Below are 24,452 nucleotides of genomic sequence, written 5' to 3' on the forward strand. Positions count from 1 at the left end.
TTTCAGGCCTTTTATGCGAGCCGCAGGAGCATCCCTGCGGTTTTTTTTGTGCTTGTCCGCGAGGTTAGGGAGACGATAGCAGGAGCAGGAAAATTGAACAGCAGCACGAAGCTGGAAAGCTAAAATGATCGGAGGACAAATATGCATTTGGAGAAATATGGATGGTCGGAAACATGGCAGCAGCAGTGGGAGCAGCTTGTGGATACGGTAGCTCGGGACACCGAAATAAAACCTGCCAGAGTAACCGCCGACTTTGGACAAAAAATGAAAATTATGACAAGCGAAGGAGAGCGCTGGGCGGCGCCTTCCGGAAAACTGCGTCATGAAACGCTTGAAGCCGCCGAACTGCCGGCGGTTGGGGATTGGGTGGCGGCTGCTTATTCGAATGCGGCGGATGATGCCGTTATTCATGCCGTACTCCCGCGCAAGAGCCGCATATCGAGGCAGGCTGCGGGATTTGAGACAAAGGAACAGATGATCGCCGCCAATGTAGATACGCTGTTTTTAGTGCAGGCGCTGAACGGGGATTTTAATGTGCGGAGAATGGAGCGTTATCTCGTGATGGCCTGGAACAGCGGTGTTGATCCGGTCATCGTGCTGAGCAAAAGCGACCTTTGTCCCGACCCGGACGGATATGCGGCGCAGATGGAAATGGCGGCGCCGGGAGTTCCGGTGCTGATTGTATCAGCTTGGGACGGAAGGGGAAGAGACCGACTCGAAGCGTACCTGCAGAAGGGGCGGACGGTAGCTTTAACCGGCTCGTCAGGCTGCGGAAAATCGACCATTGTAAACTGGCTGTCAGGGGAAGAGCTTCAGACGACCCAGGGGATAAGAGAGGACGATAGCAGAGGCCGGCATACGACGACACATCGGCAGCTGTTTCCGCTGCTGCATGATGCCGTCCTGGTCGATACGCCGGGGATGCGGGAGCTCAGCCTGTGGAGCGATGAGAGCGGTACGGAAGCCACGTTTGCCGATATCGAAAGCCTGGCGGCACAATGCAGGTTCGCGGACTGCCAACATATGCGTGAGGAAGGTTGTGCCGTCAAGGAGGCGGTCAGCAGTGGAGCACTCTCCGCCCCGCGGCTGGACAGCTACAGAAAGATGAAGCGGGAGCTGGAATATCAGAACCGCAAGGAGAAGGAGAAAGCCCGTAAGGTCAAAGCGGGAAAAAACTCCCGTTCCTACGGCTCAACAGGCTGGCGGCACGACATGGAGTGGTAAGGACATTTGCGGTGGTCCGTCATAGGATAAGGCAGAAGGAGGTAAGACCATGCCGAATTACAGCATTACTGTAGACCTGTCGGATCACCGCTTATATCTGATGGACGGAGGCCGGGTTGTCCGGAGTTACCCGGTTGGCATCGGCAAAATAGCCACACAGACCCCTCATGGGCGATTTACCATTGTGAACAAGCAGAAAAATCCGGGAGGTGCGTTTGGTGCCTTCTGGATGGGTCTTTCGGCTCCCCATTACGGCATACACGGTACAAATGCGCCGTGGAGCATCGGGCAATCTGTATCCCACGGCTGCATCCGTATGCAGAATAGCGATGTATTGGAGCTGTCCGGGATGGTGAGCGTGGGTACACCCGTAACGATCCGTCCGTAACAGAGCTGACAGTCTGCCTGTTTAGGGCTTCATAAGGGAGGTTAATTATGAGTTAACGGAGAAGGAAAAAATTCCCGAACCGGGCAGTATGATGCAAAGGAGCCTGAGAGATATGTCCATTGACCGATTTATTATTAAAAAATTGGACAACTGCCGGGACACACATACAAGAGATAATCTGCTGCAGCTGTTCAGAATCCGGATCGAAAACGCACAGAAGGCTGAAAGAGCAGGAATCGTCAAGCGGATTAAGAAGATCATATGAGCTTTTTGGGTGTGGTACAGAATCATTGGATATGCGGAAAATAGACAGGGAGAATCCGGACGGATTCTCCCCTTTTGTGCGTGATATAATCTTAGTAGAGAGACAGAGCCAGCGAGTCGTTCTCGCTGACGCTGTGCAGGATGGCTTCACAGCCAACAATTTCAATGCTGATCAGAGAGTTCAGGCACTTTTGCAGCGCCCGCTTGCCTGTCGCAATCTTGTTTTCCAGCGTGCTTGACAGCAATCTCAATGTCTTTTGGACAGGTTGTTTGTTTTCTTGATTAATATACACAGGAATTCGTTTGTTTTGAAAGGTTATTAGTGTTCTCATAGAAATCACCTCACTAGAGTTATTTCATGTTACTGATTGTAGATTCTCTTGCTTAAAATTACCTTAAAAAAACCTTATAAAAACATAAAGGTCAGAAAATTTTACAAAGTGTTCACATTTCAATGGAATTCAGTGCTTTTTGCCAAAAGAAAAAGATAAATAAAACTTTAGACTCTACTTCTATTAAAATATGTGCTATTAGTCATAAGACTTATGCTTAAGTGGGTAGTTTGTAACAAATTGACAGAATGAAAGCGGTCATGTAAAGTTACATTAATAGTTTTAATGGAGTCGTTTTGCTTTGAATCGACTTTTTTCTTAAGGATGACGGGAGGGGAATTTTTTATGATCCTGACCGTGCTTGCGGGACGACAGGAAACCGATTGGTTCGATATAGAAGTGGATGACATGTATTCTGTTCAGCATTTGAAGCTGATGCTTGGATTGCGCATATTTGGAGAAGCGCCTGGAGAGGGCGTACAATATATTATGGAAGCCAAATTTCCGGAAGGGTTATGGTTTCCTGTGGAGGATCACCAGCATCTGACGGGAGCGGGTCTGCGGGAGGGCTGCATGATCCGCATACAGCGCGCTTTCTCGACAACGGAGGAAGAGGCCCCGGTATTTGGACGCAGATCGCTGTTTCAAAATACGCAAAATGGGTAATATCACAGCAGTTAACACTAAAACTGGGTATTACAGATCAATTTCAGGAACCTGATAATGGAAAGGGGACTTTTGACGTGAACGCTTTGTATCAACGATCCCCGCGCATCCGCCCCGCTCTGGACGATGAGAAGCTGGAAATTCTTCGGCCCCCGGCCGAACCGGGCAAGCCTACATTTTCTATAGTATCCCTCATTATTCCTTTAATAATGACCCTGGTTACAGTCGGTTTTTATATATATATGAGCAGAACCGGGAAAATGGGCAACAGCAATTATTTTATGTTTCAGATTTTGACGCTCTTCATGATGGTTTCCTCTTATACCATTCCTTTTTTCGTATATCTGCATAACAAAAAAGAATACCGGCTCAAGCTTGCGGAGCGGGACCGCATGTACAGACAGCAGCTGCAGAAGCACAGGGAAGAGCTGGAAGAGAAGAAGAAAGAGCAAGTCCGCATTTTATATGAAATACACGGCGATCCGCAAGGTTGCACACAGATCGTGAAGAGCCGCAGCAGCTCCCTTTGGGAACGTTCGCCAGAGGATGATGATTTTTTGCAGGTGCGGATCGGAACGGGGGAGGTTCCTTTTCACATCAAGCTGCAGGTTCCCCGTGCGGAAGGTTATGAACGCGAACCGCTGCTGGAAGCGGCCCATGAATTGGCGGAGGACTTTCAGACGGTTGAGGACGCCTCGATTGCCCTCCCGCTGTTTCAATCCAAAGTCATAGGCGTTGTTGGCGAGCGTACAAATACGCTGGCTGCGCTGCGGGTCATCATGTCCCAGATTGCTGTCAGGCATTCGCCCGATGAGGTGAAGGTGGCGGCATTTTATCATGAGCGCGAGCAGCAGGAATGGGGCTGGATGCGCTGGCTGCCCCACGTGTGGGACGATGACCGCTCCACACGCATGATGTCGGACCGGGACAGCAGCGCACACCAGCTGGCCGATTATTTGTTTTCACGGTTAAACCGCCGCAGGAACCGCAAGGAGCGTGTAGGCAGAAATATAGAAATTCCGTGTTATGTTGTCGTGCTCTCGGATACGCAGCTGATTGAGGAGGAACCGCTGCTGCCTCTGCTGCTTGAAGACGGGGCGTACGCAGACACCTGCACCATCGTGCTGGCCTCGCGCAAGGAGGCCTTGCCGATGCAGTGCCAGCTGATTGTCGAAGCAGGACCGGAAAAGGGGGAGTATACCCTGAAAACGGAATCGTCGAATATTACACAAAAAAGCTTCCGCATGGACTGGCTTACTGTGGAAGAAGCCGATGTTCTGGCCAGATATATGGCCCCCATCCGGCTCAAGCGTTCCTCCGCTTCCGATATCCCACCGGTACTTCCGTTGTTTGACATGATGGGAGTAGAGCAGGTCGAAGAGTTGAATGTGCTTTCCAGATGGCAGGAAACGAGACATCCGGATACATTGCCTGTTCCCATGGGGGTCCGCGCAGGCGGCAAGAAGATTATGATTAATCTGCACGACAAAATTGAAAGGCAGGGGCATGGTCCGCATGGTCTGCTTGCCGGGACTACCGGCTCAGGCAAGAGCGAGGTGCTGCAGTCCATTGTCGCATCCCTTGCTGCCGAGTTTCACCCCCATGATCTGGCTTTCATGCTTATCGATTATAAGGGCGGCGGCATGTCCAACACGTTCATTGATCTTCCGCATGTTGTGGGGACGATAACGAATCTGGACAGCAATCTGATCGAGCGGGCGAAGATTTCATTGAAGGCGGAGCTCGTGCGCAGACAAAAAATACTGAACGAGGCAGGAAATCTGCAGCATATTGACGAGTACTACAGGCTTTTGCGCCAACGTCATGCCCAGCCTCTTCCGCATCTGGTCATTATCATAGATGAATTTGCGCAGCTCAAAAAAGACCAGCCTGAATTTATGGATGAATTGATCAGCATTGCGGCCATCGGCCGAACCTTGGGAGTACACCTTATCCTGGCAACCCAGAAGCCGGCAGGCGTAGTTGATGATAAAATATGGAGCAACTCGCGCTTTCGCATCTGTCTGCGTGTCCAGAGTGAAGGCGACAGCCGCGATATGATCAAAATTCCGAATGCAGCCTGGATTACGAAGCCGGGCAGAGGTTATTTCCAGGTGGGCAGCGACGAGGTGTTTGAGGAGCTGCAGTTCGCCTGGAGCGGCGCGCCCTACCGGGTCGATGACGGCAGCTCCAAGGTGCTGCCGGTCAATGAGGTCCGCCTGAACGGCAAGCGGGAGCCGCTGTTAACCGGCGAGCGGGCAGCATCGGCTTTGCAGGGGGGGGAGCCGCCCAAGCAGCTCCAGATATTTATCGACTATATCGCTGCCCAGGCCGCGGCGGCGGGCATCGAGCGGCTGCAGGGACCGTGGCTGCCGCCCCTGCCGGAGGTGCTCGATTTAACGGCACTGCCTGCGCGGGCCTCCGACGCTGGCATGTACGGACAGGCAGAGCTGCACCCGGTCGTGGGTCTTGTGGACGATCTGCCCAACCAGCGGCAGGAGCCGCTACATATTGCCATGGATCAGGGGCATTGGGCGGTATATGGAATGCCCGGCATGGGCAAGACGACCTTTGTGCAAACTCTGCTTGTATCCATGGCACGCACTTATACCCCGGACCAATGGAACGGCTATATTATCGATATGGGACGTATGATGCGTGATTTTGCGGATTTGCCGCACGTTGGCGGGGTCATGATGGGTGAAGAGGAGGACCGCATCAAGCGGCTGTTCCGCTTTTTGTTCAAAATGTCCGCACAGCGCAAGGAACTTATCGCCGAGGCCGGCGTCAAAACGATAAACGCATATCGCCGTGCCGCCGTAGGCACAGTGCCGCAAATTGTGGTTGTCATTGACGGCTATTTGAGTTTCAGGAATGCGTACCCGGATGAAAATGAGCTTCTGGAGGCTATTCTCCGTGAAGGGGGGAGCCTGGGTATTACATTCGTTATTACGGCCAATCGGATCACGGATCTGTTTGAGAAATTCCGGAGTAACATTCCGAATGCTGTCAGCTATGAGCTGTCGGATCCGAGCGATTATTATTATGCTGTCGGCAGGCCTGCCAAAACACCGGGACCGCTTACTCCCGGCAGGGGGCTGATCAAGGGGCAGGTGCCGCCGCTGGAGTTCCAGACGGCACTTCCTGCAGCAGGTGAAGACGAAGCCAGGCGTTCGGCCGAGCTGCGCCGGAGCATTGCGCAATCGGGACAAGCCTGGAGGGGGGATAGAGCGCCCGCCATTCTTCCTCTGCCCGACAAGGTTCCGTTGTCCGGACTTATCCGTTCATGGAAGCGCACTGAGGAAATGGAGAGGGAATATCCGTTCCAGGTGCCTGTTGCGATACAGACAGATGATCTTGAGCCATTTCTTCTGAATTTGAAGGAAGGCCCGCATTTTATAGTGGGAAGCCCGATGGAGGGCGGGAAAACGTCATTCCTGCTCACCTGGATGCTGTCACTTGCTTATTATAATTCGCCGGACAGGCTTGAGATATATACGGTGGACACAAGGTATGGAGGCGGGGGGTTGTCCAGGCTCCGGCATCTCCCGCATGTGAAGGCGGCCGCGGAAAGCGAAGAGGAGCTGGCTCCTCTGGCGGCCATGCTGTATGAAGCCGTTCAGCGCAGGACAAAGGACGGGAATGATCCCGAGTTGCTGCTTATTATTGACGATGCGGACATGCTCAGCAAACAGTTAAATGATTTTACGGTCAAGGACCAGCTTACCTCGATCGTCCGATTGGGACGGGACCGCAACGTGCATGTGGTGCTTTCAGGAGTGCCTCAGGACTTTCCGACATTTGGCGTGGACTGGTTCAGCGATGTGAAGGCAAGCCAGAGCGGGGTTCTTTTTGGAACTCTGGATCCTAACGATTTGTCCTTCTTCCGAATCCCTTATTCAGAGTCCAACAACGGCTCGGGAGGGTTGAAAGTCCTACCTCCGGGGCAGGGATATTACATCAGACGCAAATTCAGCAGGATTAAAGGGGCAATTCCGTTTGATGAAGGGCTTAGCTGTGAGGATTGGATCGTCAAAATTCGTGACCGATGGCATGTTGTAGTTTGAAGGGAGGTGGCACATAATGTTAACGTTTCAAGTTTCCCAGCAGAAACTGATTACGCTGAAGTCCAAAGAGTTGTTTTTTCTGGCCGGTGTACTGGGGTCTAACAGACTGCTTGGCGTTGAAGATCCCTTTCAAGGATTTCTTGCGGAAGAATTGACGGCCGAGTGGGACTTGGTAAAAGCTTCCTTGATGGATAAAGGCTACCTTCGTCAGGTGGAGAACGGGGGAGAGCTTGCCATCCCGCCGACAGTCTTTTCCAGAGTTGCTATAGCAGGCCTGTCCAGCAGAGCATGCCGGTACAGATATACGAAGGATGGCGCACAGTTTGAAGGATACCTTCACTGCACCAACGAAAGAGTGGTTGAATTGTCACCATCCGAGGAAAGCGACGACGAATACCGGCTCAGCGATCTTGGAGACGTAACAGCGGCTTGTGACACACTGACGGATAAAATGGGATGGCGTGAACAGGCCCAGGAAGAAGTGCCTGCCCTGATGTTCTCCCAAAAAAAATTCCGCGAGATCTATGATCATGCCGGAAAAGAAGATACACAATTTCTCGCTTCAAGCTTTACGGAAGCAAGCGGCGATTCCGAAGGCTCGTTGAAACTGGCGGAAACGCTGAATTCAAGAATTTCGGACGGAGAGCTGCAGCTGCTGGTATGGAATGGACGGGAATGGGAAGCGCAGCGGGCTGCTTTTGCCGTGAGCGAATCCATGAGCTGGCTGTTCCGAATGAGTTCGGGCGGTAATGGGGATTGGCTGATTGCTACTCTAACGACACGTGCCCAGTTTGTGGATTTGCTTCTGAATTGGTTAAGACAGTCTGCAGGTGAAGAGGAAAGGTGATGTACATGCGCATTCGAGTGGAGCCGGATGTGCTTCGGACGCTGAGTGGCCAGCTACAGAACGCGGCGGAGCAGATTCAACAGATTACAAGCGGGCTGGAGCAGGCGCTGCAGTCCTTGGAATGGGAAGTGTCTGCACGCGAGGCAGTCATGGACCAATGGAGACAGGGCAAAAGGTTGTCCGAGCAGATTCATGTTTGCCTGCGCACGCTCGGTTCGCAGCTGAGCAGCAAGGCGGATCAGTTCCAGGGGGCAGATCAAAGCTATAATACAATTTTGGGCAGCGTGAATCTGGGCCGGCCGACCGCTCTTTTTCTGCAGACCATCAGCAGCAGCCCTTCCATTCTGTCTGAATCGGATCACGATGCTGGCCGTATCTCAGACCCGCAGTCCGTGATCAGTGCAATTGGAGGAAAGGAAGCAGATTCGGATGCGCAAGTGAGCGACAGCATTCTTAAGCTGGCTTCGCTGCAGCAGCCTCAGGACTGGCATTTTGCTGATCCTGCCTATAACAGGAACGAGCCTGCCGCATCGGTCTGATAAAGAGTAGAGCCATTAAGCGGAAGCTGGTGAAAAATAACGACAAAAGTCTCGGGAGTAGTCCTGCTAATGGGGTAAAATGGATTAGGTCCTTCGCCATTTGTGACATGTGAGGACGCATAGTACAATTAAATCCAGACATTACCAAAACATTTTTTTGATTTTTAAGGAGGACTCATAACATGGCAGGACGCATTTTAATTACCCCGGAACAGGTCGATCAGGTGGCAAACCAATTTAAACAAAGTGGTGAGCAAAGCCAGCAAATCGTTTCCAGCCTGACTCAATCCATTCAAGGCATGGAGGGGCAGTGGGAAGGTATGACGAAGCAGCGCTTCTTCCAGGAGTTCCAGGAAGCCAGCAAGCAGATGCAGGCTTTTGTTCAAACCTTGAACAGCATCAGTCAAGAGCTGACAGCCATCGCCAACAAATTCCGTACGGTGGACCAATCGAAATAATTTTGTTTCTCGGTTTGCAAGAGAAACTTTGAAGATATCACAGTTTCATTATATAATGCTAGTAATGAAGTTTTGCAAGAAAACCGGGCGCTCCTAGGACACCCGGTTTTCTTGCCATCAGGAGAAAATATTCTCGCTTCAGCATGAATTGATTCATTCAAAGAGAGGGATGTCGCATGTCTTTTCAACCCAATCCGGGAGACGAACTGATCATAAATGATGAGGTCTATGTTGTCGGCAGCCACCCGGCGGCACCCGGTCTCGCGTATGCGCAGGCTGGCAGACAGGGCATAGTTTATCAGCTTCTGGATAAAAGCGGCGCGCCGCACAAGGCCAAAGCTTTAAAGGTGTTTTTTCCGAAATTCCGGATTCCTGCCATGGTGTACCAATCCGAGCATATGGAATCCTACGGTGATATTCCAGGCTTGCAAGTCTGTAAACGTGACGTGCTCACTCCAGAAAGAAACGGAGATTTAATAGCAAAACAGCCGGACCTGCTGTATGCGGTGTTAATGCCATGGGTATACGGCAAAACCTGGTTTGACTGCCTCACCGAGCAAAGCCGGCTTGAACCGTCAGATAGTCTGGCGCTGGCCAGATCACTTGCCGCCATTGGCTCTGCTATGGAGCAGAAAGGGGTGGCGCATTGTGATTTGTCGGCACCCAATGTGATGATTCCGTTTTTTTCTGAAGTTGAACTGCCTGAAGGAGTTTCTCCCGTTGAACTGGTGGATGTCGAGCAGATGTACAGCACAAAAATGGACCGTCCGGACACGCTGCTCGCAGGCTCTCCTGGATATGCCGCGCACAGGACGGTGCACAGCGGCTTGTGGAGCTCATACGCGGACCGCTTTGCAGGCGCTGTTATCATTGCTGAAATGCTGGGCTGGTCGGATCAAACCGTGGTGGACAGAGCCTGGGGGGAAAGCTATTTTGACCAGCACGAAATGCAAACCCCAAGCGAGCGGTATTACATATTGCGCAAGTCGCTTGAATCCCGCTGGGGCAGCCGCTTGTCCGAGCTGTTCGTCAGAGCGTGGGAAAGCCAGGATCTCAGCAGCTGCCCTACTTTCGGTGAATGGTTTGTCATCCTGAAGTCGCTCTCGCCTGAGCAGGTCCCTCCTGCCGAGCCTGAAGCGAAGGAGGAGGCACCTGTTGCGGCAGCCCCGCCGGTCGCCGTGGTTTCCCGGCCAGCGGTTGCGGCCTCAGCCGTTGTCGTGGAAGGTGCGCGCGGAGATAAAGCGATTATGGATCGCTTGTTCCGCGAGGCACGGGAGCTGGAGGAAGCCGGTAAGCCGGAAGCGGCTCTAGAGGTATATCGCTCATTGTATCATTTTACCGAGGAGGGGAGCCCGCTTCAGGTTGAAGTGCAGGCTGCCATTCATGGTCTGGAACAGCTGCTTGAGCCGCCGCATCCGGCTGAGCCTGCCAAACCGGTCTGGTACCGCTCCAAGAAAGTCATGATATCTGCAGCGGCAGCCGTGGTGATATTGGCCGGCACCATTCCGACGGTACAAATTTTGGCTGATCGTGCGAACACGAAACAGCTTGAAGCGGCCAGAGTCGCCGAGGAACAGAAGAAGCAGGAGGCGCAGCGGCAGGCCGAGGAGGCGGCCAGACTGAAGGCGGAGGAAGAACGGAAGGCCAAGGAAGCCGAAGCGCTTGCCCTTGCCGAGAAGAAAGCCGCGGAAGAAAAGGCACAGCAGGAGGCAGCTGCCGTCAAGCAAGCCCAAAATGGAGCTGAACTCACAGCACAGGAGAAGCAGCAGCAGGAGGCCGCCAGGAAGGAGCTTCAGGCCAAGTACGACCGGCAGGCCAAGTATGAGCAATATCTTGCCTGGAAGAAAGAGCGTGACGAGCGTCTGGCTGCCGAAGCCGCTGCTGAAGAGAAAAGAAAGGCCGAAGAGGCCGCGGCGGCCGTCAAAGCAAAGCAGGCTGCAGCCAAGGTAGCGTCTGAACGCAAACAGAAAGTGCTGGACCTCATTTCCCTGTATAACAAAGCATACAACTCACAGGAGGGCGGAAGAGAGGATAAGGCGCGCAGCTTTGCCTCCCAGTTCGCCAAGCTGTATGAAACCGATTCTTCCTATCTTCATTCTGTTGGAGAAATGGGATACAGGGCCTCATCTGTTTATAATTATTTAAGCGACAGTGATTTCAGGCTGCCGAAAATCTAGCAACGCTTGACCGAGGTGACAATAGTCGTATGAACTACAGTATTCAGGCATCCCAACGCACCCCTGCCTTAATTATTTATTTGATAGACATCAGCGCTTCCATGAATATGCTTATGGATGGCAAGCGGCGTATGGACGTCGTCTATGAGGCGCTCTCACTGGCGATACGCCAGATGGTTTTCCGGTCCACCAAGGGCAACAGGCTTACGCCAAGGTACCGGATCGCGCTTTTGGCCTACAGTGATGACGTTTATGATTTGCTGAACGGAATTAAAGGCATCGACGAAATTGCCGCTGTCGGCTCGCTGCCCGATTTGACGCCGAAGCGGTTCTCGGATTCCGCCAAGGCATTTTTGCAGGCAGAACGGATTTTGCAGGCTGAGATCCCACATATGCAGGATTGTCCTGCTCCCTTGGTCTGTCATATGACGGATGGGGTATCCACCGGTGATGATCCGGAACCGATTGCCAAAAGAATCATGAATATGAGCGTGCCTGACGGGAATGTGCTTGTGGAGAACATTTTCATTTCCGACAAGCTGCTTGATGATCCGATAACAGAGCCGCGCCGCTGGAAAGGCATTACAGCAGATATGGTGCTGCAGGATGAGCATGCGAAAAAACTGAGAAACATGTCCTCCGTCCTGCCTGAAAGCTACCGGGAAATGCTGTTCGAAGCCGACTATCAGCTGGGCGAAGGTGCAATGATGATGCTGCCGGGGACATGCGCCGAGCTGGTGTCCATCGGATTCCAGATGTCGGCCGCCACACCCGTAAGGTAAGGAGGTTATGGCATGATGCCACTGCTGTCCCTGCTCTCCATGGTGAAAAAAAGAGGGAATACAACGAAGAGAGATTATTTTACTTATATAAGCTCCCAAACCTCGGAACAGCCGCTCAGCAGTTATGAGAGCAGATTCCGGTGCCGGTACGGCTATGGCCGTTCATCTGACTCTGCGAATGCCGGAGAAAGCGGCCAGGACTATGCTGCCCTCCATATTGAGGGTCACGTGTGTACCTTTGTATTATGCGACGGAGTGGGAATGAGCTACCGTGGGGAGTTCGCAGCCCGTTATCTGGGGCAGTCCCTGCTGGCATGGCTGAATGACGATGTGGAGTTAAATCCGGCATGCCTGAACGAGCGTCTTCAGCTGTGGGCTGTTTCTGCGGCGGAAGAGCTGGAGAAGGAGCCGATCACCCACAGGTCGGGACTGCTTCGCAATGTGCTTGAAGAGAAGCGCAGGCAGGGCAGCCAGACAATGTACATCTGCGGCAGAATCGAGCTTCCGTCCCGTGGAAAGAAAGGAAAAATGACGCTAGCCTGGCAGGGAGACTCCCGGATCAGACTGTGGAAGGGCCCTGAAGAAGCGGGAGATATTTTCGGGAATACGTTCCGGACTTCAGAGCGCTGGTCGACGGCCCGCGGGCCAGTAGGCGGCCAGCCGCACTGGTATGAGACCAGGCTGTCGGCAGGGGAACAGATGAGATTGCAGCTGTATACGGACGGCCTGGCCGATCTCGACCCGATCCGGGAGCAGCTTCCGGATGACCAGATTCAAATCCTGCTTGATTCCAGGCATACGGACGGTCTGGATGATGATGCGGCCTTTCTTGAGCTGCAGTGGAATGAATAACCTGATATGAGCTTCACACGCCGGCAGCATGAATCCGCTGCCGGCGTTTTTTTGCATGAATCTAACCTAATGTAGTATACTTTTTATACTGAGTAACAAAAAAGCTCTTATGGAGAAGGAGGAGTACGGCGGTATGCGAAATCGAAAAGGCAGCTACGGGTCCTGTCCTGCCGGTTGTCCGGTGGAAACTACGCTCGATGTGATCGGCGGCAAATGGAAGGGAATTATTTTGTACCATCTGATCAGCGGAACGAAGAGATTTAATGAATTCCGGCGGTTAATGCCGGCCTTGACGCAGCGAATGCTGACACTGCAGCTGCGCGAGCTTGAAGAAGATGGGGTTGTGCACCGGGAAGTATATCCTGTCGTCCCGCCCAAGGTGGAGTATTCACTGACCGAATTCGGAATGACTTTAAAGCCGATTATCATGCTCATGCAAGAGTGGGGAACGAAGTATGAGAAAATGAAACCGCGAAAATTCACGGAGGACAAAACTGTATAACCACCTATGTTTCATTCAAACAGGCTCAGGAGAGTTTATATAAGGGTTCTTTTTGGGTAATCTTGAGAATACCGCTGTTCTCAGCATTATATTTAAAATGCGTGTTCAAAAAGTCAGGTTTTCAGCACCGAGAAGATTGAATGAAGCTAGGGACTGAGGAGCGGAGCGTACTTGGGGTACGTGAGCCCCGGAAGGCCCGGCTGAATTCAAGATTCGATGTCGAGTCCGCTTCCTGACTTCCTTCGTGATCAAAAGATGACTTTTTGAACTACCTCTAAAAGGAGCGTGTACATATGAGCTACTCTGTGGCAGATGGAGCCGCGTTTGAAGGAAAGATGGCCATCGTAACCGGCGCGGCTTCGGGAATTGGCAGGGCCGCTGCGCTGCGGCTGGTAAAAGAAGGAGCCAATGTCGCCCTGTTTGACCTGGACCATGACCGCACCAAAACAGCCGAGATGGAAATGAACAGCATCCGTCCAGGTGCCGCACGTGCCTTTGAAGTGGATATTTCTGATCCGATCCGGGTGGAGAAAGCCGTGCTCGAAGCGGTTGAGCTCTTCGGAGGGCTGGATATTGTCTTTGCCAACGCAGGCATTAATGGCGTGGTCGCTCCTATTGAAGAAATCAGCATCGAGGATTGGCGCAGGACGCTGGCCACCAATCTGGACGGGACGTTCCTGACGATGAAATACACGGTCCCCCATTTGAAAAAGCGGGGCGGGGGCAGCATCATCATTACGAGCTCCATTAACGGAAATACACGCTTTACAAGCTTTGGCATGTCCCCATACAGCGCCTCCAAAGCTGCGCAATCCGCTTTTGCCAAAATGGCCGCTTTGGAATTGGCGAAATTCCGCATCCGGGTCAACGTGATTTGTCCGGGGGCGATTTCCACCAATATCGATGATTCTACAATGAAGACAGAAGGGCTGAAAGAAATCATCATTCCTGTTGAATTTCCGGAGGGCGGCCAACCGTTAGCGGATGGCCCGGGCCAGCCGGAGCAGGTAGCTGATCTCGTGTGCTTCCTGGCATCGAGACAATCCAGTCATATTACGGGGGCGCAGATTGTGATCGACGGAGCGGAGTCGCTGTTGTTTTAGCTGTTGTTTAAAGAGGGGGGGACGGAGATGTTTTCACGAATAGCCGAAGAAAAAATTGCCGAGGCGGTGGCAAGAGGCGAACTGGACAACCTGCCGGGAGCCGGCAAGCCGCTGGTGATCGAGGATTTGTCCATGGTGCCGGAGGATTTGCGAATGTCCTACAAGCTGCTGAAAAATGCCGGTGTGCTGCCGGAGGAACTGCAGCTGCAGAAGGAATGCGTGCAGCTCAGGGATCTGCTTCATGCCTGCAGGTCGGAAGGCGAGAAGAGCGAGGTCAGCAGGAAGCTGACGGAAAAGTCGCTCAGACTGCGTATGCTGCTGGAGCAGCGCGGCCTCGACTCCTCCGCCGTATTTCGCGAGTATGAGCAGGCGGTGCGGGCGAAGCTGGAGGAATAGGCTACCGCTTCGGCTGCTCGGGCAGGGAATAGGCCTGCAGCGCCCGCATGTCCTCCTCGGTCAGCCTTACCGGCTCTGCAGACAGCCTGCTCATATCGAAGAGCGGCACCAGTTCTGCGGCCGCAAGGGGAACAGGCTCGAGAGTAAGACCGCTCATGAAGGCAAGCCAGCCCACGACCGCCTCGGGACGGACACCGCGCTCGCGCATGGCCTGCAGGGCAATGCCTCCATGCCGCTTGGCGAGGCGGCGCCCATCCGGGCCATAGACGAGTGGTACATGCGCAAAGCTGGGCGGGGTGTACCCGAGCGCTTCATACAGCAGCAGCTGGCGCGGCGTGGAATCCAGCAGATCACTCCCCCTCAGAACATGGGTAATCTTCATCTCGGCGTCATCCACCACTACGGCAAGCTGATAGGAGAACATGCCGTCCGCGCGCTTGACAATAAAATCACCGCCGGCAGAGGCAGGGACGGATACGCTGCCTGCCACTTGATCGTGGAAGGTGATGACACGTTCAGGGTCATCCGGAACTTTCATCCGCAGAGAGGGCGTTTTGTGACGCTCTTTTTCTTTTCTTTCCTCCTCGCTGAGACAGCGGCAGGTCCCGGGATATGCGGGGCCTTCCCCGGCAAGCCCATGGGGCGCGCTGGCCGCCCCCAGAATGTCCGCCCGGCTGCAAAAGCAGGGATACAGCAGCCCTTGCTCCCGCAGCTTGCTCAGGGCTGCCTCATAACCCTCCAGCCTTTCGCTTTGCGTATACGGCCCGTAAGGCCCCCCTTTATCAGGCCCTTCGTCCCAGTCCAGGCCCAGCCATTGCAAATCCTCAAGGATGGCCTTGACCAGATGGCTGCGCGAACGGGTCATATCTATATCTTCAATCCGCATGACATATGCGCCTCCTGCGGCGCGAATCTGCAGCCAGGAGAGCAGCGCTGTCCGTGCGTTGCCAAAATGCATCAGTCCCGACGGCGTAGGGGCGAAGCGGCCCCTGACCGTATTTTTGCAATCATTCATTTGTATACCCCGTTTCATGATATGGACTACATAACCTTATTATAAAGTGAGCGCCTGCGGATTGCATGCGGACAGGCCGGGAAGGAAGCTTGAACTGGGCCTGAAAAAGGCTCTGCCCGCGGCGCATACAGTTTCAAGGTGCTCCATGTTACGGATTTCGATATAATAGACAGACAGAAAGAAGACCATTTGAAGAGGTATCATAAGATGATGTTGAAAGAAGAACTGCCTATTTATCATATACTGCCGGAAATAAAGGAAACGCTGCGGAGCAGGTCATCTGCCGTGCTGGTCGCCGAGCCGGGTGCCGGCAAAACGACCGTGGTTCCGCTGGCTCTGCTTGACGAGCCCTGGCTTGCTGGCAGAAAAATCATCATGCTTGAGCCGCGGCGCCTGGCCGCCCGCTCGGCTGCGGCCCGCATGGCTGACGCCCTGGGAGAAAAAGTCGGGGAAACGGTCGGCTACAGGGTTCACATGGATACGAAAATTAGTCCGTCCACACGAATTGAGGTCGTCACCGAGGGCATTCTGACCCGGATGCTGCAGGGAGATCCGGCGCTGGAAGAAGCGGGGGCCGTCATTTTCGATGAATTCCACGAACGCAGCCTGCATGCCGATCTCGGTCTTGCTCTGGCCCTGCAGACGCAAAGTCTGCTGCGACCGGATTTGCGCCTGCTGGTCATGTCGGCTACGCTCGAAGCAGAGCCGGTAAGCCGCCTGCTCGGCGGAGCCCCTCTGCTGCAGAGTTCAGGCCGGACCTATCCGGTGGAGACGGTCTACGTCCCGAAGTCGAAGGCAGCCCCCTTGGAAAGCTTTGTGGCGGAGCAGATCACGAGGCTGCTCTCCAGGCATGAAGGAGATCTGCTTGTATTTCTGCCAGGAGCACGCGAGATTCACCGTACTGAAGCCGAGCTAATGGCCTGCGGTTTGCCGTCCGGCACGTATGTGTGCAAGCTGTATGGCGCTCTTTCGCTGAGAGAGCAGGATCAGGCGGTGCGCCCTTCACCGGCGGGACAGCGTAAAATCGTACTCGCCACCTCCATTGCCGAATCCAGCCTTACGATCGAAGGCGTGACGGTTGTCGTGGACAGCGGACTGCGGCGGGAGCCTGTATTTTCCCCGCGCACAGGCATGAACCGACTTGAAACGGTCAAGGTGTCCAAGGCTTCGGCGGATCAGCGCCGGGGGAGAGCCGGACGGCTGGGCCCCGGCACATGCTACCGGCTGTGGAGCATGGAGGAGCACGGCGGGCTTGCCGACGCCGGACGGCCGGAAATTTTGTCGTCTGATCTGGCCCCCCTCGTGCTTGAAGCGGCGCTGTGGGGAGCAGAGGATGCGTCAGAGCTGGACTGGATCGATCCTCCTCCCGTGCCTGCGCTCAGACAGGCCGGGGAGCTGCTGGAACGGCTGGGATGTCTTCGTGAAGGGAAAGTCACGGAGCATGGAAAAAGAGTAGCGTCCATTGAAGCCCATCCCCGGCTTGGCCACATGCTGCTCAAGGCCGCGGAGCTGGGATATGCGGGACAGGCGTGCTGCCTGGCGGCTTTGCTGCAGGAGCGAGATCCGTTCAAATCCGGGGCCGATCTGCGTCCACGGATGGAGAGGGTCTGGAGCAGCCTTGCCGACAGCCCACGCAAACCGGAAACCAATGCTTCCGTTGACGGGGAGCTGCTGAACCGGATTGTGCAAAACAGCCGCCATTTGCTGTCCGGTCTGCAAGCTGTGATCGGGGAGCGGCGCCAGGATCTGAAGCCTGCTGCCTGCGGGCTGATGCTGTCCTTTGCTTATCCGGACCGGATCGGACGTTCCCGCGGCGGAGGCAAATATTTGCTGAGCAGCGGCCGTGGAGTCAGACTTGCCGGTGAAGAAATGCTTTCCAGGTCAGAGTATCTGGTAGCCGCGTCGGTTGAGGATGCGGGCGCCGACGGGATCATCAGACTCGCTGCGCCTGTAGAGGAGCAGGAGCTGACGGAGCATCAGCAAGGGCTGATCCGCGAGCAGGCAGCGGTGTATTGGGACGCTGCCGCGGGAAGCGTGCGGGCACGCAAAACCGTCAGGCTTGGCGCCATCGTCCTGAAAGAGCTGGCGTACGAAAATCCGCCGCAGGACCAGGTTGCTGCAGCCTGGATGGACGGGCTGCGGGACCGCGGGCTTGAGCTGCTGACCTGGACCAAATCGGCGCGGCAGCTGCAGCAGCGCCTTACTTTTATGCACTGCAAACTGAACGATTGGCCTGCGGTGGAGGATGCGGAGCTGCTGGATCGTCTGGAGGACTGGTTGCTGCCATATGCGCAGGGGGTACGGAGCTTGTCCGATTTGAAGAAGCTTCATGTAGAGGGACTTCTGCTTGGCATGCTCAGCTGGGAGCAGCGGCAGGAGCTTGACCGTGAGGCCCCGACTCATATCCGTGTGCCAAGCGGCTCCAACATCCCCGTGGATTACAGCAATCCGGATGCCCCGGTGCTGTCCGTACGGCTGCAGGAGCTGTTCGGCATGAGCGCAACCCCGCGGCTCGGCAGAGGACGTGTGCCGGTCGTTCTGCATCTGCTGTCCCCTGCGCAGCGTCCCGTGCAGGTGACCTCAGACCTTGCAAGCTTCTGGAAAGAAGCTTATTTTGAAGTGAAAAAAGATCTGAAGGGCAGATATCCGAAGCATTACTGGCCGGATGATCCCTTGCAGGCCGTTCCGACCAGCAGGGTCAGACCGGGAAAATAACTCAGAATCCTTGGAGTGCTTGCATGTTTGCGAAGGACGGCTGCAGGGAAGCTCGTTTCGCCGTCAGCCGCACAGGGTAATACAATGACGAACCACTTCAAAAAATGAGGAGGTATCTGTCATGGAAACAAAGAAAATTGTCGGTGTTTTTGATACGGAACGAGAAGCTTCCCGGGCAATTGAAGATCTGAAGCTTCAGGGAATCCCAAGGGATGAAATTTCAGTCATCACGAAAGACCGCGATGATCTGAATGCCATCAATGAAGAGACAGGCACCAAGGCGCCGCAGGGAGTTGCGACCGGGGCTGCCACAGGCGGAGTGCTGGGCGGTGTGGCCGGTCTGCTGGCCGGTATCGGGGCATTGGCTATTCCTGGCATCGGGCCGATTCTCGCTGCAGGCCCCATCGCTGCAACCCTGACCGGAGCCGCGGTCGGCGCCGGTGCAGGCGGTCTCGTCGGCGGATTGGTGGGCCTGGGGATTCCCGAGGATGAGGCTCGCGAATATGAGAGCTATGTGGATCAGGGCAAAATTCTGGTGCTGGTGGATTCGAACAGCAGCAGCAACCAGGTGTATGATATCTTTCGCACGAACCGTTCGCTGAATGCGGACCGTTATACGCTGCGTGATGATGTTACGAACAGCGCCCGTACAGATCTGCCGCGGAAATTGTAATGCCTGGCGATTCAATTTAATAGATTCATAGCTTTCAAAAGAGGGCGTCCCATGATCATTCCAATGACGGGGACGGCCCTTTTTTGCGGGATAAGCTAAGATCCCTGCTTCCCCAACAGCACATACATCATAACAGCCAGCAGCGCTCCGATCACGGTCATCAAAATCAGCAGAAAATGAACGAGATGAATGGTGGAGCGAAACTGATCGCTGTTAATCTGCATTCGTCTGCGGCGGTAGCTGAGTGCAGAAAAAATGATCGTCCCGAGTCCGCACAGCAGGGATACGCTGCCTGCCAGCACGGAAGCCGTGTGCGCAAGCCGGCTGTAGGGGGAGGAGCCGAACGTCAGGCCAGAAGCGATAAATCCTACCCCAATGATCGCAATGCCGGTTCGTACCCAGGCCAGAAATGTCCGCTCATTGGCCAAATGCTGCTGAACGTATTTCGCTTCCTTATTTTCTTCTGCCTTGCTCTCTGAAGCAGTCATCACAGTCACCTCATTTTCAGCAAAAGAGCTCTTAGTTATTTTAAACATGTCAGTCAATTTATAACATGGAAAATGTTTTGTGCTATTCCCGACGCTCTTTTTATTTACGGAATGCAAACAGCAATTATAATGGATGGGTAGGCATCAAGAGATTTGGGGGAAAACAATGAGCAAAAAGGAGAGAGTGCCGGAGATCGGAGTTTTGCGCGGACTTGCGTTTGCAGCCGTGGTGCTGCAGCATTCCATAGCGCATTATTCCATTGTGCCGGGGGTGACCCTGGCGGATGGGGTGCTGATGGCAATTATGCTGCTTGCGGCGAAATTTGCTGTGCCTGTGTTTATTTTTATTACCGGACTGGTGCTGTTCTACAACTACGATGGCAGATTTTCTTATGGAACATTTCTTGCCAAGCGTTTTAAAGATATCGTGGTACCTTATATCATCTGGTCTGCGGTTTTTGAGGCCATAAACCTGCTGTCCGCAGGGGGAGCATTGAGCTGGGACGCGCTGCTGCTGTATGGGCAAAAGCTGCTGACCGGCAAAACAAGCTATCATTTTTGGTATATTATCATGATTATTCAATGTTATCTGTTGTTCCCGCTGCTGCGGAAAGCAGTTCGAGCCATTGCGGCCGCCATTCCGGCAAGAATGGGGCCAGCGGCGATTATCGCCACAGGTCTGCTGTACACGGGACTTATGTTTTGCATTGGCCCCGTTTCCCGTCTGTTCGAGGCGGCGGATATCCCCGTGCTGACACCGATGTTTACCGATTATGCGGACCGGAATGTCCTGTATTTCCTGTTCTATTTCATTCTCGGTGCGTCCGCCGGGATGAACATAGGCCGCTGGAATGAATGGGTCCGCAAAATTGGATGGGTGTACTGGAGCCTCTTTGCGCTGCTGACCGGAATTCTGCTGTTCAGGCTTGTCGGCACCTTTCAGACCGATGAAGGGCTGCTCATCCGCTTCAATTCGGTATCGCTGCTGCGTCCGTTGATGGCGGTGTACTGTATCGTTTTGATATTTGCGGCATACCGGGCAGCTATGGTCATCGTTGCGACAGGCTCCAGCGTGGTGCGCTGGATTTCATGGCTGGGTACGGTCTCCTATGGCGCATACCTGATGCATCCGTTAATGCTGAGGCTTACTTACCTGCCTGACCAGCAGTGGTTTGCTGGCTGGAATGTCACGGTCCGAGCATTGATTTCCTTAATGCTCTGCACTCTGCTCTCGGCAGGAGGCGCCTGGCTGTTATCCCGGCTGCCGTTGGGGCGCTGGACGGTGGGGCAGCAGACGCGTCGGCCATCCACAACGCCCCGCAAGCCGACAGGCTTGCCGGGGCAAGCTTGACTGCTGATGTCGGCAGGAGGCGCGGCGCGCGACCGCTCCTTTGCAGGAGCGGTTATTTTGCATCCTGAAGATTCAAAATTCAATATATGAAAATTTCATAATAGATGGCTTAGAAATGTAAAACTATCACTGAAGGCGGGCATATCTTTCTTTATTGCGCCAAGCATCTCCACAGGATGAATTAAAAGCTATGAGGCTTATTTAGGAGTATAGTATGATAAGCGTATACTATCTCTCCTAATGGAAGGGGCCACAGCATGATTCAATCCATTGTCCATGTTGCTATTGTCGTAAAGGATTATGATGAAGCCATCGAATTTTATACAAAGAAGCTGAGCTTTACTTTAATTGAAGATACATATCAACCCGAACAAGATAAAAGATGGGTTGTAGTATCGCCGCCAGGTTCAGTGGGGACCACATTATTGCTTGCAAAAGCATCAACGCCGGAACAGGAGGAGTTTATTGGAAACCAGACAGGTGGCAGAGTTTTTCTTTTCCTAAACACCGATAATTTCTGGAGAGATTATGAGGACATGCGATCAAAAGGAATCGAATTTATCCGTGAACCCATTGAACAACCTTATGGTACGGTTGCCGTTTTTAAAGATCTGTACGGGAATTTGTGGGATTTGCTGGAGTTAAATAAAGAGCATGTGATTTCTGCAAGAATAAAATAGTTTTTTATGGTGAATCTATCGTCACATAATAAAACAGCGGCAGCCAGGGACTTATTTTTCGTTTAAGGCTGCCGCTGTTTTAATTTGGAAGCGATAAATTGCGATATATGTTAAAATTTCAATATATGAAAAATTCGAAATAGAAACACCTTCCCACCGTTCTCCCTTTATTCCGAAAAGTTACCCCGCCGCCCGCTCAACTCTATGAAAAATTAGAATAGTGGCAATGTGGAAATTACTATATAATGGATGAAGGGAATGGTCCAAACAAGAGATGGGAGGGAGGACGAGAAATGGCGTTCATGATTTCACAGCGGGCGTTTATCAAGCTGTATCTGATTACAATGGTAGAACAGCACCGGGAATACGGGTATCAGATGCTGGAGACGATGAAAAGCGAGTTTAAGAGCTTCGGTTATGTCCCACCGCAGAGTGAAGTGTACCGGGCTCTGCATGAACTGGTTCAGGAGGGGATCTTCTATCGTACGAAAAAGCTGAAGGGCTCCGACCCGCGCGTGGACTTTCAGGAGATCGTCCTCTACCATTTTACGGACGGGGGAGCCGAGAAGGCCAAATTGTACAAGAAGCAGATCAAGGCGGATTTGGACAGATGTCTCGGTATATTGCACAAGGCTGAACAGGACAACTACTAAACCAATACGGGAAGGATGATGAAGATGACCCGGAAATTGAAGTGGGGAGTTATCAGTACAGCGGATATTGCGAGAACAGCCGTGATTCCGGCCATACAGGAATCGGAGCGAGGAGAAGTCGTCGCCATTGCGTCCCGGAATGCGGATAAAGCGCTGGAGATGTCCAAGCAGTATAACATAGCAAGATCGTACGGAAGCTATGAGGAGCTGCTGCAGGACCCTGAGGTGGAAGCCATCTATGTCCCGCTTCCCAATCATTTGCACAAGGAATGGACAATTCGCTCGGCCCAGGCCGGCAAGCACGTATTGTGCGAGAAGCCTTCCTCTCTAAGCTCCGCCGAGACTGCCGAGATGGTTGATGCCTGTAAAAAGGCGGGTGTGCTCTTCGCAGAAGCGTTCATGTACCGTTATCATCCGAAGCATCAGCGCATTAAGGATATTATCGCCAGCGGCGAGATTGGCGAAATTCGCAGCATCCACTGCACGTTTACCTTCAACAGCTCCGACCAGAAGGATAACGTGCGCTTTAACAAGGAAATGGGCGGCGGTTCTATTTACGATGTCGGGGTCTATCCGATTTCAGCAGCACGTATGTATTTAAAAAGCGAGCCGGAGGCCGTGAGTGTGCGTGCGCTCTATTCCGAGAAGCACGGCGGCGTTGATATGATGGCTTCAGGTCTGGTGGAGTTTCCCGGAGACATCACCCTTACCTTTGATTGCGGCATGTGGGCAGCAAGCCGTTCCAATATGGAAATCCTGGGGACCAAAGGTACGATCGCCATGCCGAAAATGTTTGGCTGGGAGAAGACGTCTGTCGTTCCGCAAATCTTCGTCCATGTGGGGACGATGACTCGCGAGGAAAGACTGAAGGGCCATAACTCCTTCAAGCTGCAGGCCGAAGCATTCGCGGCAGCCGTGCTGGATGGAACGCCGCTGCCTTATGAGCCGGAGGATTCCATTTTGAATATGAAGGTGGTTGACGCCTGCCTGGAATCGGCCAGAAGCCGTAAGAGAGTTGTTGTGGGCTGATTGCCACTTTTCTTATTGTTGTATCAGATAAATTAGAGGATACAGAGCAAAAATAGACGAACTTAAACAGGCTGTCCAGCGGACAGCCTGATTTGCACAATCATTATCTGAGATTACATATCGTCATAGTCTTTCACATTCCGCTTGGCGGCCATGGCAGGCGTGTTGGAGGTCCCGTAATCTTCCACGGCCTCCCATGCATCGGCATCATCGAATTTGCCGGCATTGCGCTGTCTAACCTCGCCTGCGCCTCTGGGGGGCAGGGTCATAACCTGCTCCTCCACCGGGCGGCTGCCCGAGACCTCGCGGTCAGGGGTGTAGTCCATATGATGGTCCGTAAAAGGAATAGCCTGCAGACGCTCGAACGGGATTTCCTTGCCTGATGCGATGCAAATGCCATAGGTTCCATCCTTCATCCGCTGCAATGCAGCGTTAATTTGATCAAGCTGGCTGTGGAGCGTCCCGTTGATGGCCATGTCGCGGCTGCGCTCGAACGTTTCCGTACCGAGATCGGCCGGATGGTTGTCGTATGAGGTCAATTCTCCGGTGGACACCTCCAGAGATTCGCCAAGACTTGAATTTTCCTGGCCGTTAAATTTAAAATGATCTTCCAACTCTTTTTTCTGCTCCAGGAGCATTCGCTTCAATTCTGCAATTTGTTGAGGCGTCAAATGGTTCATGATCACATCTCCCTTCGATATCATGGACCTGATTTAAAGGCCCGTTACGGAACGAGGCCTGTAATGATCTTTTACCCGGTGCGGGTGAATTGAAATCAGTAAGGCCAAGGCGTCGCCAGGGAGAGGAACAGATTTTATCTCCGTGTCGAAATATGTTATAAAAATAAAAGGAGAGAAGGAGGTCGTACTGATGGATGAATATATGAAACGCAGGCTGGAAAAGCAAAAGCAGCTGTTTAAGCAGCTTGGCATACATTTAGACGCGCTTTCCATTCACCAGAAGCAGTTTAAAACCAAGATGCGCGGTTATGATCCGGATGAGGTCGATGCCTTTTTGGATGAAATCATTAAGGACTATGAACGTTTTTACGCCAATATTGCAGATTTGATGGATAAATGGCAGGAGCAGCAGGCTTTGATCAAGGAATTGAAAAGCGCTCCCAAACCGGCTTCCGATTTCAGCACAATTGACCGCAGGCAGCTTGAAGAGGTTGTTAAGCAAATGGAAAACAGCCTGCGGCTGCTGAAGGTGCGTTTGCGGCCGGAAAATGACTACTTCCCGGAGTGAAGA

The 24,452-nt window shown here is 53.2% G+C and carries 25 protein-coding genes; 21 read left to right on the plus strand and 4 right to left on the minus strand.

Annotated features, from left to right (window positions below; all coding sequences use genetic code 11):
• Positions 1-141 precede the first annotated feature (141 nt).
• The 3 genes from rsgA (at position 142) to ACE5KN_RS02260 (ending at position 1,877) form a co-directional block, all read left to right on the plus strand.
• A complete protein-coding gene (gene rsgA / locus ACE5KN_RS02250) occupies positions 142-1,224 on the plus strand; it encodes a ribosome small subunit-dependent GTPase A (RefSeq protein WP_375525579.1) in 1,083 nt (360 codons plus the stop codon).
• 49 nt (positions 1,225-1,273) lie between these two features.
• On the plus strand, positions 1,274-1,612 hold the full coding sequence (locus ACE5KN_RS02255; protein WP_375525578.1) for a L,D-transpeptidase: 339 nt from the start codon (positions 1,274-1,276) through the stop codon (positions 1,610-1,612).
• Positions 1,613-1,724: 112 nt separating this feature from the next.
• A complete protein-coding gene (locus ACE5KN_RS02260) occupies positions 1,725-1,877 on the plus strand; it encodes a hypothetical protein (RefSeq protein ID WP_355317122.1) in 153 nt (50 codons plus the stop codon).
• A gap of 91 nt (positions 1,878-1,968) precedes the next feature.
• Here ACE5KN_RS02260 and ACE5KN_RS02265 read toward each other — a convergent pair whose 3' ends face one another.
• The gene (locus tag ACE5KN_RS02265; protein ID WP_355317121.1) at positions 1,969-2,208 is read right to left on the minus strand and encodes a hypothetical protein; all 240 of its coding nucleotides are present in this window, start codon (positions 2,206-2,208) and stop codon (positions 1,969-1,971) included.
• A gap of 345 nt (positions 2,209-2,553) precedes the next feature.
• Between ACE5KN_RS02265 and ACE5KN_RS02270 the strand changes: the two genes are divergently transcribed.
• From ACE5KN_RS02270 to ACE5KN_RS02320, 11 genes are all read left to right on the plus strand, one after another.
• Entirely contained in the window at positions 2,554-2,874 is a 321-nt protein-coding gene (locus tag ACE5KN_RS02270) for a hypothetical protein (RefSeq protein WP_375525577.1), read from the plus strand.
• 77 nt (positions 2,875-2,951) lie between these two features.
• Entirely contained in the window at positions 2,952-6,941 is a 3,990-nt protein-coding gene (essC, locus tag ACE5KN_RS02275; RefSeq protein ID WP_375525576.1) for a type VII secretion protein EssC, read from the plus strand.
• Positions 6,942-6,957: 16 nt separating this feature from the next.
• Positions 6,958-7,788 carry a hypothetical protein gene (locus ACE5KN_RS02280; protein WP_375525575.1) on the plus strand — a complete coding sequence of 277 codons (831 nt, stop codon included), beginning with the start codon at positions 6,958-6,960 and terminating at the stop codon, positions 7,786-7,788.
• Entirely contained in the window at positions 7,788-8,327 is a 540-nt protein-coding gene (locus ACE5KN_RS02285) for a WXG100 family type VII secretion target (protein WP_375525574.1), read from the plus strand. The genes ACE5KN_RS02280 and ACE5KN_RS02285 overlap by 1 nt, the downstream gene beginning before the upstream one ends.
• A 182-nt stretch (positions 8,328-8,509) precedes the next feature.
• Positions 8,510-8,785, plus strand: a complete 276-nt coding sequence (locus tag ACE5KN_RS02290) for a WXG100 family type VII secretion target (RefSeq protein ID WP_375525573.1) — start codon at positions 8,510-8,512, stop codon at positions 8,783-8,785.
• 176 nt (positions 8,786-8,961) lie between these two features.
• Positions 8,962-10,962 carry a serine/threonine-protein kinase gene (locus ACE5KN_RS02295; protein WP_375525572.1) on the plus strand — a complete coding sequence of 667 codons (2,001 nt, stop codon included), beginning with the start codon at positions 8,962-8,964 and terminating at the stop codon, positions 10,960-10,962.
• 29 nt (positions 10,963-10,991) lie between these two features.
• Positions 10,992-11,744: a vWA domain-containing protein gene (locus ACE5KN_RS02300; RefSeq protein ID WP_375525571.1), complete on the plus strand. Its 753-nt coding sequence runs from the start codon at positions 10,992-10,994 to the stop codon at positions 11,742-11,744.
• Positions 11,745-11,756: 12 nt separating this feature from the next.
• A complete protein-coding gene (locus tag ACE5KN_RS02305; protein WP_375525570.1) occupies positions 11,757-12,596 on the plus strand; it encodes a hypothetical protein in 840 nt (279 codons plus the stop codon).
• A 133-nt stretch (positions 12,597-12,729) separates the two neighbouring features.
• Positions 12,730-13,098, plus strand: a complete 369-nt coding sequence (locus ACE5KN_RS02310) for a winged helix-turn-helix transcriptional regulator (protein ID WP_375525569.1) — start codon at positions 12,730-12,732, stop codon at positions 13,096-13,098.
• A 293-nt stretch (positions 13,099-13,391) separates the two neighbouring features.
• Complete coding sequence (locus tag ACE5KN_RS02315) at positions 13,392-14,201, plus strand: SDR family oxidoreductase (RefSeq protein ID WP_375527005.1); 810 nt, start codon at positions 13,392-13,394, stop codon at positions 14,199-14,201.
• 27 nt (positions 14,202-14,228) lie between these two features.
• The gene (locus ACE5KN_RS02320; protein ID WP_375526902.1) at positions 14,229-14,597 is read left to right on the plus strand and encodes a DnaJ family domain-containing protein; all 369 of its coding nucleotides are present in this window, start codon (positions 14,229-14,231) and stop codon (positions 14,595-14,597) included.
• Position 14,598: 1 nt separating this feature from the next.
• On the opposite strand, the gene gluQRS is transcribed toward ACE5KN_RS02320, so the two are convergent.
• The gene (gene gluQRS / locus ACE5KN_RS02325) at positions 14,599-15,612 is read right to left on the minus strand and encodes a tRNA glutamyl-Q(34) synthetase GluQRS (RefSeq protein WP_375526903.1); all 1,014 of its coding nucleotides are present in this window, start codon (positions 15,610-15,612) and stop codon (positions 14,599-14,601) included.
• A 210-nt stretch (positions 15,613-15,822) separates the two neighbouring features.
• On the opposite strand from gluQRS, the gene hrpB reads away from it, so the two are divergent.
• Both hrpB and ACE5KN_RS02335 read left to right on the plus strand, forming a co-directional pair.
• Complete coding sequence (gene hrpB, locus ACE5KN_RS02330; RefSeq protein ID WP_375526904.1) at positions 15,823-18,327, plus strand: ATP-dependent helicase HrpB; 2,505 nt, start codon at positions 15,823-15,825, stop codon at positions 18,325-18,327.
• Positions 18,328-18,448: 121 nt separating this feature from the next.
• The gene (locus ACE5KN_RS02335; protein WP_375526905.1) at positions 18,449-19,000 is read left to right on the plus strand and encodes a general stress protein; all 552 of its coding nucleotides are present in this window, start codon (positions 18,449-18,451) and stop codon (positions 18,998-19,000) included.
• 95 nt (positions 19,001-19,095) lie between these two features.
• Here ACE5KN_RS02335 and ACE5KN_RS02340 read toward each other — a convergent pair whose 3' ends face one another.
• A complete protein-coding gene (locus ACE5KN_RS02340) occupies positions 19,096-19,488 on the minus strand; it encodes a YidH family protein (RefSeq protein ID WP_375526906.1) in 393 nt (130 codons plus the stop codon).
• A 166-nt stretch (positions 19,489-19,654) separates the two neighbouring features.
• Between ACE5KN_RS02340 and ACE5KN_RS02345 the strand changes: the two genes are divergently transcribed.
• The 4 genes from ACE5KN_RS02345 (at position 19,655) to ACE5KN_RS02360 (ending at position 23,201) form a co-directional block, all read left to right on the plus strand.
• Positions 19,655-20,839, plus strand: coding sequence for an acyltransferase (locus tag ACE5KN_RS02345; protein ID WP_375526907.1), 1,185 nt, complete (start codon positions 19,655-19,657; stop codon positions 20,837-20,839).
• 257 nt (positions 20,840-21,096) lie between these two features.
• Positions 21,097-21,519 carry a VOC family protein gene (locus tag ACE5KN_RS02350; RefSeq protein ID WP_375526908.1) on the plus strand — a complete coding sequence of 141 codons (423 nt, stop codon included), beginning with the start codon at positions 21,097-21,099 and terminating at the stop codon, positions 21,517-21,519.
• A gap of 293 nt (positions 21,520-21,812) precedes the next feature.
• Positions 21,813-22,172 (plus strand): replication termination protein, encoded by a 360-nt coding sequence (locus tag ACE5KN_RS02355; RefSeq protein ID WP_375526909.1) that lies wholly within the window; start codon positions 21,813-21,815, stop codon positions 22,170-22,172.
• A gap of 24 nt (positions 22,173-22,196) precedes the next feature.
• A complete protein-coding gene (locus tag ACE5KN_RS02360) occupies positions 22,197-23,201 on the plus strand; it encodes a Gfo/Idh/MocA family protein (RefSeq protein WP_375526910.1) in 1,005 nt (334 codons plus the stop codon).
• Between the two features lie 113 nt (positions 23,202-23,314).
• On the opposite strand, the gene ACE5KN_RS02365 is transcribed toward ACE5KN_RS02360, so the two are convergent.
• Positions 23,315-23,881, minus strand: a complete 567-nt coding sequence (locus ACE5KN_RS02365; protein WP_375526911.1) for a TraR/DksA C4-type zinc finger protein — start codon at positions 23,879-23,881, stop codon at positions 23,315-23,317.
• A gap of 190 nt (positions 23,882-24,071) precedes the next feature.
• On the opposite strand from ACE5KN_RS02365, the gene ACE5KN_RS02370 reads away from it, so the two are divergent.
• Positions 24,072-24,449, plus strand: a complete 378-nt coding sequence (locus ACE5KN_RS02370; RefSeq protein ID WP_375526912.1) for a DivIVA domain-containing protein — start codon at positions 24,072-24,074, stop codon at positions 24,447-24,449.
• Positions 24,450-24,452 lie beyond the last annotated feature (3 nt).

This window comes from Paenibacillus terreus, assembly GCF_042138595.1.
Taxonomy (GTDB): Bacteria; Bacillota; Bacilli; order Paenibacillales; family Paenibacillaceae; genus Paenibacillus; species Paenibacillus terreus.

Excerpts from the sequence above, each read along its gene's own strand:
- ACE5KN_RS02260 (WP_355317122.1), top strand. The coding sequence starts at position 1,725 with ATGTCCATTGACCGATTTATTATTAAAAAATTGGACAACTGCCGGGAC.
- ACE5KN_RS02345 (WP_375526907.1), top strand. The coding sequence starts at position 19,655 with ATGAGCAAAAAGGAGAGAGTGCCGGAGATCGGAGTTTTGCGCGGACTT.
- ACE5KN_RS02350 (WP_375526908.1), top strand. The coding sequence starts at position 21,097 with ATGATTCAATCCATTGTCCATGTTGCTATTGTCGTAAAGGATTATGAT.
- hrpB (WP_375526904.1), top strand. The coding sequence starts at position 15,823 with ATGTTGAAAGAAGAACTGCCTATTTATCATATACTGCCGGAAATAAAG.
- ACE5KN_RS02295 (WP_375525572.1), top strand. The coding sequence starts at position 8,962 with ATGTCTTTTCAACCCAATCCGGGAGACGAACTGATCATAAATGATGAG.
- ACE5KN_RS02310 (WP_375525569.1), top strand. The coding sequence starts at position 12,730 with ATGCGAAATCGAAAAGGCAGCTACGGGTCCTGTCCTGCCGGTTGTCCG.
- ACE5KN_RS02355 (WP_375526909.1), top strand. The coding sequence starts at position 21,813 with ATGGCGTTCATGATTTCACAGCGGGCGTTTATCAAGCTGTATCTGATT.
- ACE5KN_RS02265 (WP_355317121.1), bottom strand. The coding sequence starts at position 2,208 with ATGAGAACACTAATAACCTTTCAAAACAAACGAATTCCTGTGTATATT.
- ACE5KN_RS02280 (WP_375525575.1), top strand. The coding sequence starts at position 6,958 with ATGTTAACGTTTCAAGTTTCCCAGCAGAAACTGATTACGCTGAAGTCC.
- ACE5KN_RS02320 (WP_375526902.1), top strand. The coding sequence starts at position 14,229 with ATGTTTTCACGAATAGCCGAAGAAAAAATTGCCGAGGCGGTGGCAAGA.
- rsgA (WP_375525579.1), top strand. The coding sequence starts at position 142 with ATGCATTTGGAGAAATATGGATGGTCGGAAACATGGCAGCAGCAGTGG.
- ACE5KN_RS02300 (WP_375525571.1), top strand. The coding sequence starts at position 10,992 with ATGAACTACAGTATTCAGGCATCCCAACGCACCCCTGCCTTAATTATT.
- ACE5KN_RS02360 (WP_375526910.1), top strand. The coding sequence starts at position 22,197 with ATGACCCGGAAATTGAAGTGGGGAGTTATCAGTACAGCGGATATTGCG.
- gluQRS (WP_375526903.1), bottom strand. The coding sequence starts at position 15,612 with ATGAATGATTGCAAAAATACGGTCAGGGGCCGCTTCGCCCCTACGCCG.
- ACE5KN_RS02365 (WP_375526911.1), bottom strand. The coding sequence starts at position 23,881 with ATGAACCATTTGACGCCTCAACAAATTGCAGAATTGAAGCGAATGCTC.
- ACE5KN_RS02305 (WP_375525570.1), top strand. The coding sequence starts at position 11,757 with ATGATGCCACTGCTGTCCCTGCTCTCCATGGTGAAAAAAAGAGGGAAT.
- ACE5KN_RS02285 (WP_375525574.1), top strand. The coding sequence starts at position 7,788 with ATGTACATGCGCATTCGAGTGGAGCCGGATGTGCTTCGGACGCTGAGT.
- ACE5KN_RS02335 (WP_375526905.1), top strand. The coding sequence starts at position 18,449 with ATGGAAACAAAGAAAATTGTCGGTGTTTTTGATACGGAACGAGAAGCT.
- ACE5KN_RS02270 (WP_375525577.1), top strand. The coding sequence starts at position 2,554 with ATGATCCTGACCGTGCTTGCGGGACGACAGGAAACCGATTGGTTCGAT.
- ACE5KN_RS02340 (WP_375526906.1), bottom strand. The coding sequence starts at position 19,488 with ATGACTGCTTCAGAGAGCAAGGCAGAAGAAAATAAGGAAGCGAAATAC.
- ACE5KN_RS02255 (WP_375525578.1), top strand. The coding sequence starts at position 1,274 with ATGCCGAATTACAGCATTACTGTAGACCTGTCGGATCACCGCTTATAT.
- ACE5KN_RS02370 (WP_375526912.1), top strand. The coding sequence starts at position 24,072 with ATGGATGAATATATGAAACGCAGGCTGGAAAAGCAAAAGCAGCTGTTT.
- ACE5KN_RS02290 (WP_375525573.1), top strand. The coding sequence starts at position 8,510 with ATGGCAGGACGCATTTTAATTACCCCGGAACAGGTCGATCAGGTGGCA.
- ACE5KN_RS02315 (WP_375527005.1), top strand. The coding sequence starts at position 13,392 with ATGAGCTACTCTGTGGCAGATGGAGCCGCGTTTGAAGGAAAGATGGCC.